This is a genomic window from Sanguibacter sp. A247, assembly GCF_052324925.1.
Lineage (GTDB): Bacteria > Actinomycetota > Actinomycetes > Actinomycetales > Cellulomonadaceae > Flavimobilis.
Genome location: NZ_JBQPRE010000002.1, coordinates 821,676 through 837,528, shown reverse-complemented (window position 1 = coordinate 837,528; position 15,853 = coordinate 821,676). Strand labels below are relative to the sequence as shown.

Here is a 15,853-nt window from a genome sequence, read left to right as displayed (position 1 = left end):
CATCATTCCCCCCGGCGTTCGACGTGCACGGACGGTTCGCCGGTGACGACCGTGAGCTCGACGGCAAGCGTCTCGGACGCGACGAGGTCGCGATTCGCCTCGATCGCGGCGACCCGTTCGGCGGGAAGCGTGAGCGTGAGCGCGATCCGGTCGCCGACGTCGAGGCCCGCGGCCTTCCGTGCGTCCTGAACCTCGCGGATGACGTCCCGGGCCTCGCCCTCGGCGCGCAGCGCGTCGTCGAGCGCGAGGTCGAGCACGACGAAGCCGCCACCCGCGAGCACGGCCGCACCCACCTCGGCGTCCGCGCCGCCGTCACCGACGACGGTCGCAAGCTCGTACTCGGCCGGCTCGAGCGGAACGTCGCCGTCGGGCGTGGCGACGACGATCGTGCCGTCGGCCTCCTCGCGCCAGTCCCCCGCCTTGGCAGCCTTGATGGCGGCCTGCACGCCGCGCCCCAGGCGCGGGCCCGCTGCACGCGCGTTGACAGCCAGTCGCTGCGCAACCCCGTACTTCTCACCCGAGGCGGCGTCGAGCAGCACGAGCTCGACCGCCTTGACATTGAGCTCAGAGGCGACGAGGTCCGCGTACGGCGTGAGCGCCGCCGGGTCCTCGACGACGACCGTGAGCCGGGCCAAGGGCTGACGCACCCGCTGGCGGTGCGCCTTGCGCACCGCGTGGCTCGATGACACGACGGCACGCACGCGGTCGATCGCCTCGACGAGTGCGTCGTCGGCCGCCAGAACAGTGCCGGCATCCGTCGCCGTACCTGCCGCGTCGACGAGCACGGGCCAGTCGACGAGGTGGACGGAACGGCCACCCGTCAGGCCGCGCCAGACCTCTTCGGAAAGGAGCGGCGCGAGCGGCGCCATGACCCGCGCCAACGACTCGAGCGCCGTCCACAGCGTGTCGAACGCGTCGACGTCCTCGTCCCAGAAGCGGTCACGCTGCGTGCGCACGTACCAGTTCGTGAGCGCGTCCAGGTAGTCACGCACGGACTCGCAGGCGCCCGCGATGTCGTACGCGTCAAGCTGTGCCGTCACCGATCGCACGAGGTCACCCGTCCGCGCGAGCAGGTAGCGGTCCATGTCGCCGAGCGTTGCTGCGCGCTCGGGCGTCACGGCGCTCGCCTCGTAGCCCGCGCCACCGCGCGCGGCCCCCGCGTACAGCGTGAAGAAGTAGTACGTGCTCCACACGGGGAGCAGGACCTGCCGGACCGAGTCCCGGATCCCGTCCTCGGTGACGATGAGGTTGCCGCCGCGCAGGATCGGGCTCGACATGAGGAACCAGCGCATCGCGTCCGACCCGTCCCGGTCGAGAACCTCGGACACGTCGGGGTAGTTGCGCAGCGACTTGCTCATCTTGCGGCCGTCAGAGCCGAGCACGATGCCGTGCGAGACAGCCGTGCGGAACGCGGGACGGTCGAAGAGCGCAGTCGAGAGAACGTGCAGCAGGTAGAACCAGCCGCGCGTCTGCCCGATGTACTCGACGATGAAGTCACCCGGGAAGTGGTGCTCGAACCAGTCCGTGTTCTCGAACGGGTAGTGCACCTGGGCGAACGGCATCGACCCCGAGTCGAACCACACGTCGAGCACGTCGGGGATGCGGCGCATCATCGCCTTGCCCGACGGGTCGTCCGGGTTGGGCCGCACGAGGTCGTCGATGTACGGACGGTGCAGGTCGGGCTCGCCCGCCTCGTTCAGCGGGAGACGACCGAAGTCGGCCTCGAGCTCGGCGAGCGACCCGTACACGTCCGTGCGCGGGAACGCCGCGTCGTCAGAGACCCACACCGGGATCGGCGTGCCGAAGTAGCGGTTGCGCGAGATCGACCAGTCACGGGCGCCGGCCAGCCACTTGCCGAACTGGCCGTGCTTGATGTGCTCAGGCGTCCACGTGATCTCTTCGTTGAGCTCGACCATGCGGTCGCGGAACTCCGTGACGCGCACGAACCAGCTCGAGACCGCCTTGTAGATGAGCGGGTTCCGGCAGCGCCAGCAGTGCGGGTAGGAGTGCTGGTACGTCTCGTGGCGCAGGACGACGGCGCGCTCGTCGGCGGGCGTCGCAGCGAGCGGGCCGGAGCCGTCCTTGAGGTCCCGGATGATCAGCGGGTTCGCGTCGAAGACCTGCTGGCCCTCGTAGTCCGGGACGAGCGACGTGAAGCAGCCCTTGGCATCGATCGGGACGACCGGGTGGATGCCGGCAGCATCGCACGCCTCCTTGTCGTCCTCGCCGAAGGCCGGGGCGAGGTGGACGAGGCCCGTGCCGTCCTCGGTCGAGACCCAGTCCGCTGCCAGCACCTGGTGGGCCGCCGGGTTCTCGGCATCGTCGGCGAAGTAGGCGAACGGAGGCGTGTAGCGTCGCCCCGCGAGCTCCGCACCGCGGACCCTCCGCACGACGGCAGCCTGCGGATCCTCGCCCAGCGCGAGCTCAGCCGCATACGCGCCGAGGCGCGCGGCACCCAGGAGCACCTCCTGGCCAGCAACGACCGAGCCCTCCCCGGCCCGCACGACGACGTAGTCGACGTCCGGCCCCACAGCGATCGCCAGGTTCGACGGAAGCGTCCACGGGGTCGTCGTCCACACGAGCGCAAGCTCGCCCGACTCGAGGCGCACACCCACCGTGAGCGCGGGGTCCTGACGCGACTGGTAGACGTCGTCGTCCATGCGCAGCTCGTGGTTCGACAACGGGGTCTCGTCACGCCAGCAGTACGGCAGCACCCGATAGCCCTCGTACGCGAGGCCCTTGTCGTGGAGACGCTTGAACGCCCACAGCACCGATTCCATGTACGTGACGTCGAGCGTCTTGTAGTCGTTGTCGAAATCGACCCAGCGCGCCTGGCGCGTCACATACTCCTGCCACTCCTTCGTGTACCGGAGCACCGACGTGCGGCAAGCCTCGTTGAACGCGGCGATCCCCATCGCCTCGATCTCGGACTTGTCCGTGATCCCGAGGACCCGCTCGGCCTCGAGCTCAGCCGGGAGTCCGTGCGTGTCCCAGCCGAAACGACGCTCGACGCGACGACCGCGCATCGTCATGTACCGCGGCACGACGTCCTTCGCGTACCCCGTGAGCAGATGGCCGTAGTGCGGCAAGCCGTTGGCGAAGGGAGGTCCGTCGTAGAAGACGAACTCGTTGTCGCCGTCCGTGCCCGCAGGACGCTGATCAATCGAGGCCTGGAACGTGCCGTCGGTGTTCCAGTACGCCAGGACCTCGCGCTCGAGCGCGGGAAGGTCTGGGCTCGCCGGAACGGCGGAGTCGCGGTGGAGGGGATAAGCCATGACGAACTCTCCTGCGGGTGGTCGCGTACTGCTGCATCTTCTGCAGGGACGACGTCACCGCCGCGGTACCACCCCGCTTGTTCGCGCCCGCCCGACGGGCCGTGCACGAACCGCTCAACCGGCTATGACGGGCCGCTCCCGTCCGGTTCTACTCGGGCCGCAGCGCGGCCGTTTCTTCCGGAGGCTCACCGGTGATGGCCGGGTCAACGCCTATGGGAGCCATCATAGCGTCACGAGTGCTGCGCGGGGCCGGATGCCCTCGTGTGACGGGCGAGGCGCCGCGCAGTGAACGCCTCGATGTCGCGGGCGACAAGCTCCTCGACGGTCGCGATCGCTGGTCCGAAGAGCGAGCGGACGAGCTCACGTCCGGGGAGATGGTGAGGCGGGAGGCCGACGGACGGCATGCTGCGGGTGGGTGCGGGCCGGACGGGTCCAGCCGCGGTCGTCGGTGCTGGTGCGGTCGGAGCTGGTGCGGTCGGAGCCGGTGCGGGGGCAGCAAGAAGGGTTGCGGGCATGGTGGGTCCTCGGGGCGCGCGGGTCGGGTCGGGGTGCGGGTCGTGCGTCGTCAGCGACAGCGACAACACGCACCGGCGAGGACCGCCGGAGCCGTCACGGGCATGACGACGCAGCGCATTCGCTGCGTTGTCATGGCGTGGCTCGTGCTCATGGGGTGAGGGTGCCCGACGACCCCGGGGCGCCCGAAGACCTTGCGGAGATATTCCGAATTCTGAGACGGAGCGCAGGGTTCTACGCGTCGTTGCGCGCCACGACGGTGTTCGACGCTTGCGCGCGCGGCCGGATGATCATCGAGTCGATGTTGACGTGGTGCGGGCGCGTGAGGGTCCAGACGATCGCGTCGGCCACATCATCGGCGACAAGAGGCGCGTCGACGCCCGCGTAGACAGCGGCGGCGCGCTCGGCGTCACCTCCGAACCTCACGAGCGAGAACTCGTCTGTTGCGACCATGCCCGGGGCGATCTCGATGACCCGCACAGGCTCCCCCACGAGCTCGAGGCGCAGGGTGCTCGCGATGATGCGCTCGGCGTGCTTGGCCGCGACGTAGCCGGCCCCGCCCGGGTACGTGTCGTGGGCGGCGGTCGAGGTGAGGACGACGACGTCGCCGCGGCCCGACGCACGCAGCGACGGGAGCAAGGACCGTGTGAGGCGGAGCGTGCCAAGCACGTTGGTCTCGTACATCTGACGCCACCGGTCAAGGTCTGCCTCCGCGACGGAGTCGGCCCCGAGCGCGCCGCCCGCCACGTTGATCAGGGCGTTGAGCGGACCGTCCGCGGTCACACGCTCGACTGCGGTCGCGACCGACTCGTCATCGGTGACGTCGCACGTCACCGCAGTCGCGCCCGTCTCCGCGGCAAGCTCGTCCAGCTTGTCGGCCCGGCGCGCCAGGGCGAAGACGTCCCACCCCGCAGCGCGCAACGTCGTCACGGTTGCGCGGCCGATACCCGACGACGCTCCCGTGACGACCGCGCGCAGCACACGCGGGGCCGGACGCGAGGCTCCCCGGCGTCCAGCACGCGTCGGGAGACGCTCGAGCGTGTCCTCGACACTCGCGTCGAGGTCGACATCATAGGGATTCGTCGTGCGCTGCTGCGGTGCAGGATCTGGAACAGAAGCTGACGAGTCGGAGCGCGAGGGAGCGGCCGGCGCGTCTCCTGCTTCGTCCCCGAGCAAGGCGCGCACCCGGCCAGCGATGTCGTCGCGCACGAGCCTCATGCGCTCCATGCCGACGATGCCGCGCATCGACGGCTCGTCGAGGACCCAGCGGACGACGGGCGTGCCATCGTGCGTCACGACGTCGGCCTCGTCTCCGAGGACGACGACGACGTCGGCCGCAGCAATGAGGTTCTCCGTGACCGGCTGGGGGGTGTGCGTCGACATGTCGACGCCTACCTCCGCGAGCGCGGCGACCGACTCGTCGTTGACGCCCGACCCCGGGTCCGTCCCCGCGGACGCAAAGCTCGCACCTGGCGCGAAGGAACGCGCGAGACCTTCCGCCATCGGCGACTTGCCACCGTTACGACGACACACGAACAGGACTGACCCGGGAACCACGCTCATGGCACCCATCGTCGCACCACCGACGGACATCGGGGGCGCCAACCCACACCGTGGCGTGCCCCGTCCCGATCCAGCCCCCGTGGATGTCGCGCGCAGCCACAGATCCTCAGCGTGGACGCGCCCCGAGCACCTAGGCTGATGTCCGCGGCGGCCGCCGCACGTCTTCTCGGAGAGGCACACGACATGACCATCGGTTTCATCGGCGCTGGAACGATGGCGTCCGCGATCATCGCAGGAGTCGTCGAGCGCGGCATCGTCTCTCCGGAGGACGTCGTCGTGTTCGACCCGCAGGGAGCAGCGTCGGCAGCACTCGCCGCGACGCTGGGCGTGCGCGTCGCAGAATCCAACGAGCTGCTGATCGACGCGGTCGACACTGTTGTCCTCGCGATCAAGCCGCAGGTCTTCGGCGAGGTTCTTCCGCCCCTGGCCACGGCCCTCGCCGAGAACGGCACCCTCGTCGTCTCGATCGCTGCAGGCACGTCTCTTGCGCGCATCGAAGAGCTCCTTGGTGAGCACGGTGCCGCTCAGCCGGTCGTCCGCGTCATGCCCAACGTCAACGCCCAGATCGGCGCGGGCATGGCTGCGGTGGCAGGCAACGCCAGTGCGAGCGCCGCGCAGGTCGCCGAGGTCGTCGAGCTGTTCCGCGCGGTCGGCGACGCGATCGAGCTGCCCGAGGCGTCCTTCTCGACCTTCACCGCGATCGCAGGCTCGGCCCCGGCCTACGCCTTTCTCTTCATCGACTCCCTCGCCCGCGGTGCGCTCAAGGCAGGCATGCCCAAGGCGCTCGCCACCCGCATCGCAGCGCAGACGGTCCTGGGCTCGGCTCGGATGATCCTCGAGTCGGAGGATCACCCCTGGACGCTCATCGACAAGGTCTGCTCGCCCGGGGGGACCACGATCGCCGGACTCATGGCGCTCGAGGACGGTGGGTTCACGTCAACCGTCGTCGACTCGGTGAGCGCGACGATCGAACGCGATCTCGAGCTCGGCGCGGGGCGCTGACCTCCTCCCCCGCACCATCGTGAGCTCGGAGTATCGTGGAGACCGATCCGCTCGGTAGCGATTCTCCGGGCGTCGCGGCCTGGACGTGGGCCGTCGGTCGCGGTCGCCCCTTGTGCGGCTCCCTACGCACGAGCCTGGCCGCAGCCTCGGCCACTGCCTCGATGCCCACCGTCTCTGCGCCGCTCCCGGAGTCTCTGTGCCTCGCTCTCGTCACCTCCCGTCGTCGACCACCCCCCTCATCGCCCTCGTCGCCGCGAGCGTCGCCGCGCTTGCGCTCGCCGGGTGCACATCGTCTGACACTCAGGCCGCCGCTCCCGGGGCGACCACAGCCGGGTCCCCCGTCACGTCCGCGAGCGCTACGGCCTACCCGCTCACCGTCGACAACTGCGGCACCACCGTGACGTTCACGCAACGCCCCGAGCGGATCCTCACGATCAAGTCAGCAACAACCGAGATGGTTCTCGCGCTCGGCGCGGGCGACTCGATCATCGCCACCGCCTACCCCGACGGGCCTGCCCCTCAACCGTGGACGGCGCAAGCCGCGGCGCTCCCCGTGCTTGCCGACAGAGTTCCCAGCCGCGAGATCGTCCTTGCCGCCGAACCCGACCTCGTCTACGCAGGCTGGGAGTCCAACTTCTCAGCCGAAGGAGTCGGCGAACGTCCCGGCCTCGAAAAGCTCGGGGTACGCACCTTGGTGGCCCCCTCGGCATGCAAGTCCGCCCCCTACGCACCGAACCCGCTGACGTTCGACGCCGTGTTCGACGAGATCGCTCAGGTCGGGACGATCCTTGACCGCGGCGCGGAAGCGGCGCGCCTCATCGCGACCCAACGTGCCCAGCTCGACTCTGTGACCCCCGACGAGCGGAACCTGTCCGCCCTGTGGTTCTCCTCGGGGTCCGACACTCCCTACGTCGGAGGCGGCACCGGGGCACCGCAGCTCATCATGCAGACAGCCGGTCTGACGAACATCGGCGCCGAGATCGACGACGCCTGGGGTCCACTGTCCTGGGAAGCGATCGCCGCCGCCGACCCTGACGTCATCGTGCTCGTCGACTCCCCGTGGAACAGCGCGGAGAAGAAGAAGGCGCTCCTCGCGTCGGGCGCCGTGACGAGCGAGCTCCGCGCGGTCCGTGCGGGCGCCTACGTCGTCGTGCCCTTCCCCGCAACCGAAGCTGGTGTGCGCACCGTCGCAGCTGCAGAGCAGGTCGCGGCCGACGTGCGCACGCTCGAGCTCACTGCTCCGTGACGACGACACGCCCCAGCGCAGAGGCGCCACGTTCCGCCAGGAGCAAGCCCACGCTCGCCCCGGTCCGCGTCACGGACGGGGACGGTGAGGCGGGGCGCCGTGAGGCACGGCGCGGCCTTGCGATGCGCGAGGTCAGGCCACGTGCGGTTCCGTCGACGGTTCTTCTCGTCAGTCTCGGCGTGGCGGCTCTCGTGGGGGTGCTCCTCGTTGCGGTCCTCGTCGGGCCCGCGCACCTCACTGCCGGAGAAGTGTGGTCGTCCGTCCGCCACCACGTCTTTGGCGTCGAGGGTGCGCTCTCACCGCTTCGTGACGCGATCGTCTGGGAGGGGCGCCTTCCCCGCGCGCTCACTGCGGCTGCGGTGGGCGCCGGCCTCGCAGTGTGCGGTGTCGTCATGCAAGCCCTCACGCGCAACCCTCTGGCCGACCCCTATCTCCTGGGCCTGTCGTCGGGCGCCAGCCTCGGGGCCGTGAGCGTCCTTCTGCTCGGGGTGAGCCTGCTGCTCCCGGTCGCAGCCTTTGCCGGCGCAGCACTCGCCCTGGTCGCGTCGCTCACCCTTGCGGGGGCACTCGGCGCCCTCACTCCCACCCGCACCGTCCTCGCAGGCCTCGCCGTGAGCCAGCTGTGTGCCGCGGGAACGAGCCTCGTCATCTTCTGGTCGGCCGAAGGCGACTCGTATCGTGAAGTCCTCACGTGGCTCATGGGTTCGGTCGCGGGTGCGGGATGGTCGGCGGTCGCCATCGCTGGCGTCGCGCTGGTCGTCCTGGGGTTGCCCCTCGCCGCGGCGGGGAACGTCCTCGACGCCATGACCTTCGGTGATCACGCCGCGACCGCACTGGGCATCCCGGTCACGCAGATCCGGTGGGTCCTCCTCGGCGGCGTTGCGCTCCTCACGGGTGCGCTCGTGTCGGTCTCGGGCGCGATCGGCTTCGTCGGGCTCGTCCTGCCGCATGCCGTTCGCGCCGTGGTGGGTTCACGCCACCGGTCAGTTCTTCCCGTGTCAGCGGTTCTCGGCGCCATCGTCCTCGTCCTTGCTGACACGCTCGCGCGGACTGCGTTCGAGCCACGCGAGCTCCCTGTCGGTGTCGTCACCGCCGCGCTCGGTGCGCCCGCGTTTGCCTGGCTGCTTCACCGCACACGAAAGACGCTGTCGTGACCGGAGCAGCGCCCCGCACCACGGGCAGCACCCGTGACGACTCGTACGCTCAGCTGAGCGACGCAGCGGGGCTGGTCGGGCATGACCTTGCGTGGTCGGTGGGCTCCCGTCGCATCGTCGACGACGTGTCCTTCCGCGCGCCAGCAGGGTGCGTGACAGGTCTGCTCGGACCTAACGGCTCAGGGAAGTCCTCCGTCCTGCGACTCGTTGCGGGCGTCACGCGTCCCTCATCCGGAACGGTGACATTCAACGGCCAGGATCTCGCTGGCCTCGGTCGGCGCGCGCGCGCTCGCATCGCGGCGTTCGTCGAGCAAGAGGCGAGCGCCGACCGGAGTCTCACCGTCGCGGACGCGGCCGAGCTCGGCAGAGTCCCGCACCGCGGCTGGTGTGCACCGCCTTCGGCCGACGATCACGACGCCGTCGCCCGCGCTCTCGCGCGAGCGGGCGCAACCGGTCTGGCCCACCGCGATCTCACGACACTCTCGGGCGGTGAGCGGCAGCGCGCGCACGTCGCCCGGGCTCTCGCCCAGGAGGCCGATCTCCTCGTGCTCGACGAGCCGACCAACCACCTCGACATCGCTGCCCAACGCGAGCTCCTCACGCTGCTCACGAGCCTGGCGGGCGAGGGCGCGACCGTTCTCACAGCGCTTCATGACCTCACCCTCGCGGCTGCCTGGTGCGACCACGTCGTCGTCCTCGCTCACGGCCGAGTCGTCGTCGAGGGACGAGTCGAGGACGTCCTCACGCCCGACGTCGTCGCGGAGGTCTGGGGAGTCCGCCCCGACGTCCTCGTCCACCCGCGCACAGGACGGCCGTTGCTCGTCCTGTAACCGGACGTGCGAGGAGGCGGCGCGCCCGTCCTCCGCGGCGCTCCTGCCCCGCAGCGCTCGGCAGGCGGACCCATCCCCGCCCTGCTAGCGTCCCGATGTGCCCACCTCTTCACCATCTCGGACGTTCCGCCTGCTCGTGCCCGTCGTGACGCTCACGCTCCTTGCGGGGTGCACAGGAGGTGGGCAGACCCCCGCGCCCCCGCAGCCGAGCCCGTCAGAGACAACGTCGGGCTCGACGAGTGGTCCGACCTCGGCCGCACCTCGTGAGACATCGCCGTCCACCGAGGCTGCGGTCGCGACGCTCCCCGTCGCTGTGGGCGGTGCGCAGGCGACTGCGACCGTCCGCCCGCTCGTCCGTACGGGCAACCTTGTTGTGGCGACGATCGACTACACGGGCCTGAGCGACGACGGGGGCCTGCCCTCGAAGCTCCTCGGCGGCGGTTATCTCAAGGCCCCGCAGTACTCGGGTGTGCGGCTCGTCGACCTCCGTGCCAACACCGTGCGCCAGGTCGCGACCGATGCGGCGGGCAAGCCCGTCGCCACGTATGCCGACGGGCGCGCAGGGCAAGGCACCTCGCCGCGCATCCAGATCGCCTTCGCCGCACCTGAGGCCGGAGTCACGTCGCTCGGCCTCTTCCTTCCCGGAGCGCCCTACGTCCCGGCGGTTCCGATCATCGAGGGTGACGTCCCTCCCCCCATGCCTGCCGAGGCTCGCGTCCGGCCCTTCGACCTCACGTCGGTTGCTGCGGCTCCCGTCTTTGAGCTCCAGTCGATGACGTCCGAGCTCGAGGACGCGATCGTCACCGAGACGTCGGTCGAGAAGGTCGTCATCAACCTCGGTTCCGACGTCCTGTTCGCCGTCAATGAAGCAACGCTGACGGGCGCCGCCAAGAAGGCGATCGAGCGTGCGGCCGCGACCATCCGGACGCGCGAGCCCGGAACGGTCGCCGTTGTTGGGCACACGGACGACAACGGGTCGACCGCGGACAACCAGCGCCTGTCCGAACGTCGCGCGGCCGCCGTCGCGAAGGCCTTGCGCGCCGCTCTCGCGAGCGACGACTATGCGATCGAGGACTCGGGGCGCGGCGAGTCCGAGCCGCTCGTCCCGAACGACAGCGCCGCCAACCGCACCAAGAACCGACGTGTCGGCCTCACGCTTGAGTCGACCGTGACGACCGAGCGCGAGGTTGCCACAGGAGAGCTGCCCCCGCTTGAGGACGGCCAGACGGCCAGCGGTGCCGACGGGGTGACGTTCGACGGCGCCCGGCAGTTCCGCCTTCGGGCACCTCGCGCCCGCCTCATCGACGGCAACATCGTCGTGGACCTCGAGGTCACAGCAACCGACGACGCAGTGAACTCGTCGTTCATGCTGGGTGGGCTTGGCCCGCGCGTCAATGCGCGCGGAGGCGACTCGACGTTGATCAGCCGCACGGCCGGGGCCGTGCGGCTGCTCGTCGGCGCCGAGCAGGTCCACCCGGCCGACTACCTCGTTGACGGCGCCGCCCCCAAGGACGAGGTGTGGCTCCCGCTCGCGGAGCTCTCGATCCAGAACCGGCTCGACGGTGGCCAGTCACGCACGTTCTCGGTCGTGTACCCCGACTTTGGCGGGGCTTCGAGCCTCACCGAGGTGACGGTGCAGGCCCGGCCGCTGGGGCTTGATCCATTCCGCCTCACGGCCATTCCCGTCGAGAAGGGCTGACCTCCGCCTTTGACGTGCGAGCGCGCGCGCTCCCGTCGGCGAGGCCGCGTGCATATGCCTCCGCTGTGCCTTCGCTGAAGAGGTCGTCCTCCCCCAGCCGCGGCAGGACGCGCGCGCCAGGCCCGTCGTCGTCGGTCGTGAGGTGCGCGAGCCCGCGCACGACCGCGACCGGGCGTCCCGCAACCTTGCCCTTGGCGAGGTCGGCAGCCGCCGCGATCTCGTCGGCGACCGCGCGCACGGTCATGCCCAGCTCTCGTCCTGCCGAGTCACGACGCCCGCGCTCGTCCTCGACGACGCGCACACCGGCCGCACCGATCGCGAGATCGACGAGGCCGTCGCGCCACACGCGCCCCGTCGTGTCGGTGACGAGAACGCCCACGGTGACGCCGAGAAGCGAACGCAGTCCCGCGCGCAGGCGCCGCGCCGAGGCGTCGGGGTCGCGCGGAAGCAGCAGCACAGTGCCCTCGGGAGTGTTCGACGCGTCGACTCCGGCGGCTGCCATGACGAGGCCCAGGTGGTTCTCGACGATGCGCAGCGGGGGCCCGGCTGACCTGGCTCGCTCGGCAACGACGCGCACCGTCTCGGCGGTGATCGCGTCCTCACGGTCGGCAGCGACGACGAAACGCCCCTCCGACTTCGAGACAATCTTGCTCGCGACGACGACGATGTCACCGTCCGCGAGGTCGGGGCACGCGGCCGCGACGAGCGCTGGGAGGTCGTCGCCCGAGCTCACCTCACCGATGCCGTCGGGGGCCGTGACCGAGAAGCCGCTCACCGCACGAGCTTCGGGAGGACGTCACGGGAGAAGACGTCGATCCACTCGCGCTGGTTGCGACCGACGTTGTGGAGGTAGATGCGGTCAAAGCCGAGGTCGACGTACTTCTGGATGTTGGCGCGGTGGACGTCAGGGTCGGACGAGATGACCATGCGGCCCTCGAAGTCTTCGGGGCGCACGAGCTTGGCGATCTGCTCGAACTCGAAGGGCGAGCGGATGTCGGCCTTGGGGAACTTCATGCCCCCGTTGGGCCACTCGGTCATGGCGTTCGTCATGGCCTCGGCGTCGGTCGGAGCCCACGACAGGTGGATCTGGAGGACCTTCGGGAGGGACTCAGGGTCGCGTCCCGACTCGCGCACGCCGTCGTCGAACTTGCCGAAGAGCATCGAGATCTTCTCGAGGGGCGCCCCCACGGTGATGAGGCCGTCGGCGTGCCGTCCCGCGCGCTTCGCGGTGACGGGGCCGGCCGTCGCGACGAGGATCTCAGGGGCGACCTCGGGCATCGTCCACAGGCGCGTCGACTCGAGCTTATAGAACTGGCCCGCGTGCTTCGTGTCCTTGCCCGCGAGCGAGGCGGTGAAGAGCTTCTTGATCATCTCGATCGCCTCGAACATGCGGTTGATGCGCTCGGGTGCCTCAGGCCAGTACTGGCCCGTGATGTGCTCGTTGAGGGCCTCGCCCGAGCCCAGGCCGAGCCAGTGGCGTCCCGGGTACATCGCGGCGAGCGTCGCGCTCGCCTGCGCGACCATCGCCGGGTGCCAGCGGAAGGTCGGCGCCGTGACCCCGGGACCGATGTCGCCGCGTGTGCGCTCGCCGAGCGCCGCGAGCACGTTCCAGACGAACGCGCTGTGGCCCTGCTGAGGAACCCACGGCTGGAAGTGGTCCGCCGCCATGACGCCCGAGAAGCCGTGCTCCTCGGCGTAGGCCGAGAGCTCGACGATCTCGGTCGGGTGGAACTGCTCGAGCATCGCGGCGTAGCCGATCGTGAGGTCCATGTGTCCAGCGTAGGACGCCTGGGGGCACACGTGCCGGACACGTGCGCAGACCACCTCCAAGATCTGGGAGAATCGCTGACCATGAGTGCACCCTCACCTTCCGAACCGACCACCTCCGCCACGACCGCGAACGCCGACGGCGTCATCACCGCCGTCGTGCGCGAGGTACCGGACAAGGTGAGCCTTGACGGTCTCGAAGATCGCTACAATGCCCGCTGGACCGCCGAGGAGACCTACGCGTTCGACCGCACGGCTGAGCGCGCCGACGTCTACTCGATCGACACGCCCCCACCGACCGTCTCGGGGTCGCTCCACGTCGGGCACGTCTTCAGCTACACCCACACCGACGTCATCGCGCGCTTCCAGCGCATGCGCGGCAAGAGCGTCTTCTACCCGATGGGCTGGGACGACAACGGTCTGCCCACCGAGCGTCGCGTCCAGAACTACTACGGTGTGCGCTGCGACCCGTCGCTTCCTTACGTCGAGGGCTACGAGCCTCCGTTCGAGGGCGCCGAGGGCAAGAGCGTCAAGGCGGCCGACCAGCAGCCCATCAGCCGCAAGAACTTCGTCGAGCTGTGCGAGCGGCTCACGGCGGAGGACGAGAAGCAGTTCGAGGCCCTGTGGCGTCATCTCGGCCTCTCGGTCGACTGGACGCGCACGTACCAGACGATCGGCAAGGACGCCCAGGCGGTTGCCCAGACTGCCTTCCTGCGCAACCTTGCGCGGGGCGAGGCCTACACGGCCGAAGCCCCGGGGCTGTGGGACGTCACCTTCCAGACCGCGGTCGCGCAGGCCGAGCTCGAGGCGCGTGACTACCCGGGCCACTTCCACAAGGTGAACTTCCACGCCCCCGACGGCACTCCCGTCCAGATCGAGACGACGCGTCCTGAGCTCCTGCCCGCGTGCGTCGCCCTCATCGCCCACCCCGACGACGAGCGCTACCAGCATCTGTTCGGCACGACCGTGTCGTCGCCGCTGTTCGGCGTCGACGTCCCCGTGCTGCCGCACCCGGCGGCCGAGCCTGACAAGGGCGCGGGCATCGCGATGTGCTGCACGTTCGGCGATCTCACCGATGTCCAGTGGTGGCGCGAGCTGCAGCTTCCGACGCGTTCGGTTCTCGGCCGCGACGGTCGCATCATCCGCGACACCCCCGACTGGCTCGCCACCGACGCGGGTCGCACGATGTTCGCGGAGATGGCGGGCAAGACGACGTTCTCGGCGCGCACCGCGGTCGTCGACGCCCTGCGCGCCTCGGGCGACCTCGATGGCGAACCCACGGCGACGCAGCGCAAGACGAACTTCTTCGAGAAGGGCGACAAGCCCCTCGAGATCGTCACGAGCCGCCAGTGGTACATCCGCAATGGCGGCCGCGACGCCGAGCTCAACGCCGCGCTCCTCGCGCGCGGCAGCGAGCTGGGCTTCCACCCTGACTTCATGCGTGTGCGCTACGAGAACTGGGTGGGTGGCCTCAACGGCGACTGGCTCGTCTCGCGCCAGCGCTTCTTCGGCGTCCCGATCCCGGTCTGGTACCCCGTCGACGAGCACGGCGAGCCCGTGTGGGACTCCCCGATCGTGCCCGACGCGGCCTCGCTCCCGATCGACCCCTCCTCGGACGTTCCCGCAGGCTTCACCGCGGAGCAGCGAGGCGTCGCGGGCGGCTTCGTCGGCGACCCCGACATCATGGACACGTGGGCGACGAGCTCGCTCACCCCGCAGATCGCGGGCGGCTGGCTCTCCGACCCCGACCTCTTCTCGCGGGTGTTCCCCATGAACCTGCGCCCGCAGGGTCAGGACATCATCCGCACCTGGCTCTTCTCGACCGTCGTGCGCTCCCACCTCGAGCACGGCTCGCTGCCGTGGGCCGACGCCGCGATCTCCGGCTGGATCCTCGACCCGGACCGTAAGAAGATGTCGAAGTCCAAGGGCAACGTCGTCACGCCCATGGGCCTGCTCGAGGAGCACGGCTCGGACGCGGTGCGCTACTGGGCGGCGTCGGCTCGCCTCGGCACGGACGCGGCGTTCGAGGTCGGGCAGATGAAGATCGGGCGCCGCCTCGCGATCAAGGTCCTCAACGCGTCGAAGTTCGCGCTGTCGTTCGCGGGCGAGGGCGAGATCCGCCTCGACCCCGCGGCCGTCACGGTCGCGATCGACCGCGCGATGCTCGCGGGGCTCGCCGACGTCGTCGACGCCGCGACCGACGCACTGGCCGCGTACGACCACACGCGCGCTCTCGAGCAGTCCGAGACGTTCTTCTGGACGTTCTGCGACGACTACCTCGAGCTCGTCAAGGATCGCGCCTACGGCGGCGGCGAGGACGAGGTCTCGGCCGAGACCCTCTCGGCGCGCACCGCGCTCGCGCTCGCGCTCGACACGATGCTGCGGCTCTTCGCTCCCGTCCTGCCCTTCGCGACCGACGAGGTGTGGTCGTGGTGGCGCGAGGGTTCGGTTCACACCGCACCGTGGCCCGTCTCGGCGCCGTTGCGTGCGGCCGCGGGGCCCGACGCACACCTCGCTGAGCTCACCGCTGCCGGGAACGCGCTCGCGGCGCTCCGCAAGGTGAAGTCGGAGGCCAAGGTCTCGATGCGGACGCCGATCCTCCGCGCAGAGGTCGCCGTGCCCGAAGCCTCGCTCGCGGCGGTCGAGCAGGCTGTCGGCGACGTGCGCGGCGCCGGACGAGTGACGGGCGAGCTCATCCTCGTGGCCGCGGCCGAGGGGCAGGGTTCCGCAGACGTTCAGGGCGGCATCGTCGTCGTGAGCTCCGAGCTCGGTGAACCCGAGGCCCGGAAGCCGAAGGCCTGACG

Annotated in this window: 11 protein-coding genes and 1 pseudogene; 6 read left to right on the top strand and 6 right to left on the bottom strand. The window is 70.2% G+C overall.

Annotated features, from left to right (window positions below; genetic code table 11):
* Window positions 1-2: 2 nt before the first annotated feature.
* The 4 genes and pseudogenes from ileS to ACTVCO_RS07870 all read right to left on the bottom strand — a co-directional run.
* On the bottom strand, window positions 3-3,275 hold the full coding sequence (ileS, locus tag ACTVCO_RS07885) for an isoleucine--tRNA ligase (RefSeq protein WP_443727840.1): 3,273 nt from the start codon (window positions 3,273-3,275) through the stop codon (window positions 3-5).
* Window positions 3,276-3,505: 230 nt separating this feature from the next.
* Entirely contained in the window at window positions 3,506-3,790 is a 285-nt protein-coding gene (locus ACTVCO_RS07880) for a hypothetical protein (RefSeq protein ID WP_443727839.1), read from the bottom strand.
* A gap of 232 nt (window positions 3,791-4,022) precedes the next feature.
* Entirely contained in the window at window positions 4,023-4,769 is a 747-nt protein-coding gene (locus tag ACTVCO_RS07875) for an SDR family NAD(P)-dependent oxidoreductase (protein WP_443727931.1), read from the bottom strand.
* Between the two features lie 333 nt (window positions 4,770-5,102).
* Window positions 5,103-5,351, bottom strand: a pseudogene (locus tag ACTVCO_RS07870) (arsenate-mycothiol transferase ArsC); the annotation flags it as partial.
* Window positions 5,352-5,534: 183 nt separating this feature from the next.
* Here ACTVCO_RS07870 and proC point away from each other — a divergent pair.
* The 5 genes from proC to ACTVCO_RS07845 all read left to right on the top strand — a co-directional run bounded on the left by proC (window position 5,535) and on the right by ACTVCO_RS07845 (window position 11,282).
* A complete protein-coding gene (gene proC, locus ACTVCO_RS07865; protein ID WP_443727838.1) occupies window positions 5,535-6,353 on the top strand; it encodes a pyrroline-5-carboxylate reductase in 819 nt (272 codons plus the stop codon).
* 196 nt (window positions 6,354-6,549) lie between these two features.
* Window positions 6,550-7,599, top strand: a complete 1,050-nt coding sequence (locus ACTVCO_RS07860; RefSeq protein ID WP_443727837.1) for a putative F420-0 ABC transporter substrate-binding protein — start codon at window positions 6,550-6,552, stop codon at window positions 7,597-7,599.
* A gap of 122 nt (window positions 7,600-7,721) precedes the next feature.
* Window positions 7,722-8,753, top strand: a complete 1,032-nt coding sequence (locus tag ACTVCO_RS07855; RefSeq protein ID WP_443727930.1) for a putative F420-0 ABC transporter permease subunit — start codon at window positions 7,722-7,724, stop codon at window positions 8,751-8,753.
* Window positions 8,750-9,583 (top strand): ABC transporter ATP-binding protein, encoded by an 834-nt coding sequence (locus ACTVCO_RS07850; RefSeq protein WP_443727836.1) that lies wholly within the window; start codon window positions 8,750-8,752, stop codon window positions 9,581-9,583. The genes ACTVCO_RS07855 and ACTVCO_RS07850 overlap by 4 nt, the downstream gene beginning before the upstream one ends.
* Before the next feature lie 97 nt (window positions 9,584-9,680).
* Entirely contained in the window at window positions 9,681-11,282 is a 1,602-nt protein-coding gene (locus ACTVCO_RS07845; protein ID WP_443727835.1) for an OmpA family protein, read from the top strand.
* On the opposite strand, the gene cofE is transcribed toward ACTVCO_RS07845, so the two are convergent.
* A complete protein-coding gene (cofE, locus tag ACTVCO_RS07840; RefSeq protein ID WP_443727834.1) occupies window positions 11,254-12,057 on the bottom strand; it encodes a coenzyme F420-0:L-glutamate ligase in 804 nt (267 codons plus the stop codon). The two genes, ACTVCO_RS07845 and cofE, sit on opposite strands and share 29 nt — an antisense overlap.
* Entirely contained in the window at window positions 12,054-13,052 is a 999-nt protein-coding gene (locus ACTVCO_RS07835) for a TIGR03557 family F420-dependent LLM class oxidoreductase (RefSeq protein WP_443727833.1), read from the bottom strand. Before ACTVCO_RS07835 ends, cofE begins: the two co-directional genes overlap by 4 nt.
* An 81-nt stretch (window positions 13,053-13,133) precedes the next feature.
* On the opposite strand from ACTVCO_RS07835, the gene valS reads away from it, so the two are divergent.
* Window positions 13,134-15,851 (top strand): valine--tRNA ligase, encoded by a 2,718-nt coding sequence (gene valS / locus ACTVCO_RS07830; protein ID WP_443727832.1) that lies wholly within the window; start codon window positions 13,134-13,136, stop codon window positions 15,849-15,851.
* The last annotated feature ends 2 nt before the right edge of the window (window positions 15,852-15,853 follow it).

Bases quoted from the DNA above. Each gene is read 5' to 3' on its own strand.
- ileS (WP_443727840.1), bottom strand. From the start codon at position 3,275: ATGGCTTATCCCCTCCACCGCGACTCCGCCGTTCCGGCGAGCCCAGAC.
- ACTVCO_RS07880 (WP_443727839.1), bottom strand. From the start codon at position 3,790: ATGCCCGCAACCCTTCTTGCTGCCCCCGCACCGGCTCCGACCGCACCA.
- proC (WP_443727838.1), top strand. From the start codon at position 5,535: ATGACCATCGGTTTCATCGGCGCTGGAACGATGGCGTCCGCGATCATC.
- ACTVCO_RS07855 (WP_443727930.1), top strand. From the start codon at position 7,722: ATGCGCGAGGTCAGGCCACGTGCGGTTCCGTCGACGGTTCTTCTCGTC.
- ACTVCO_RS07835 (WP_443727833.1), bottom strand. From the start codon at position 13,052: ATGGACCTCACGATCGGCTACGCCGCGATGCTCGAGCAGTTCCACCCG.
- valS (WP_443727832.1), top strand. From the start codon at position 13,134: ATGAGTGCACCCTCACCTTCCGAACCGACCACCTCCGCCACGACCGCG.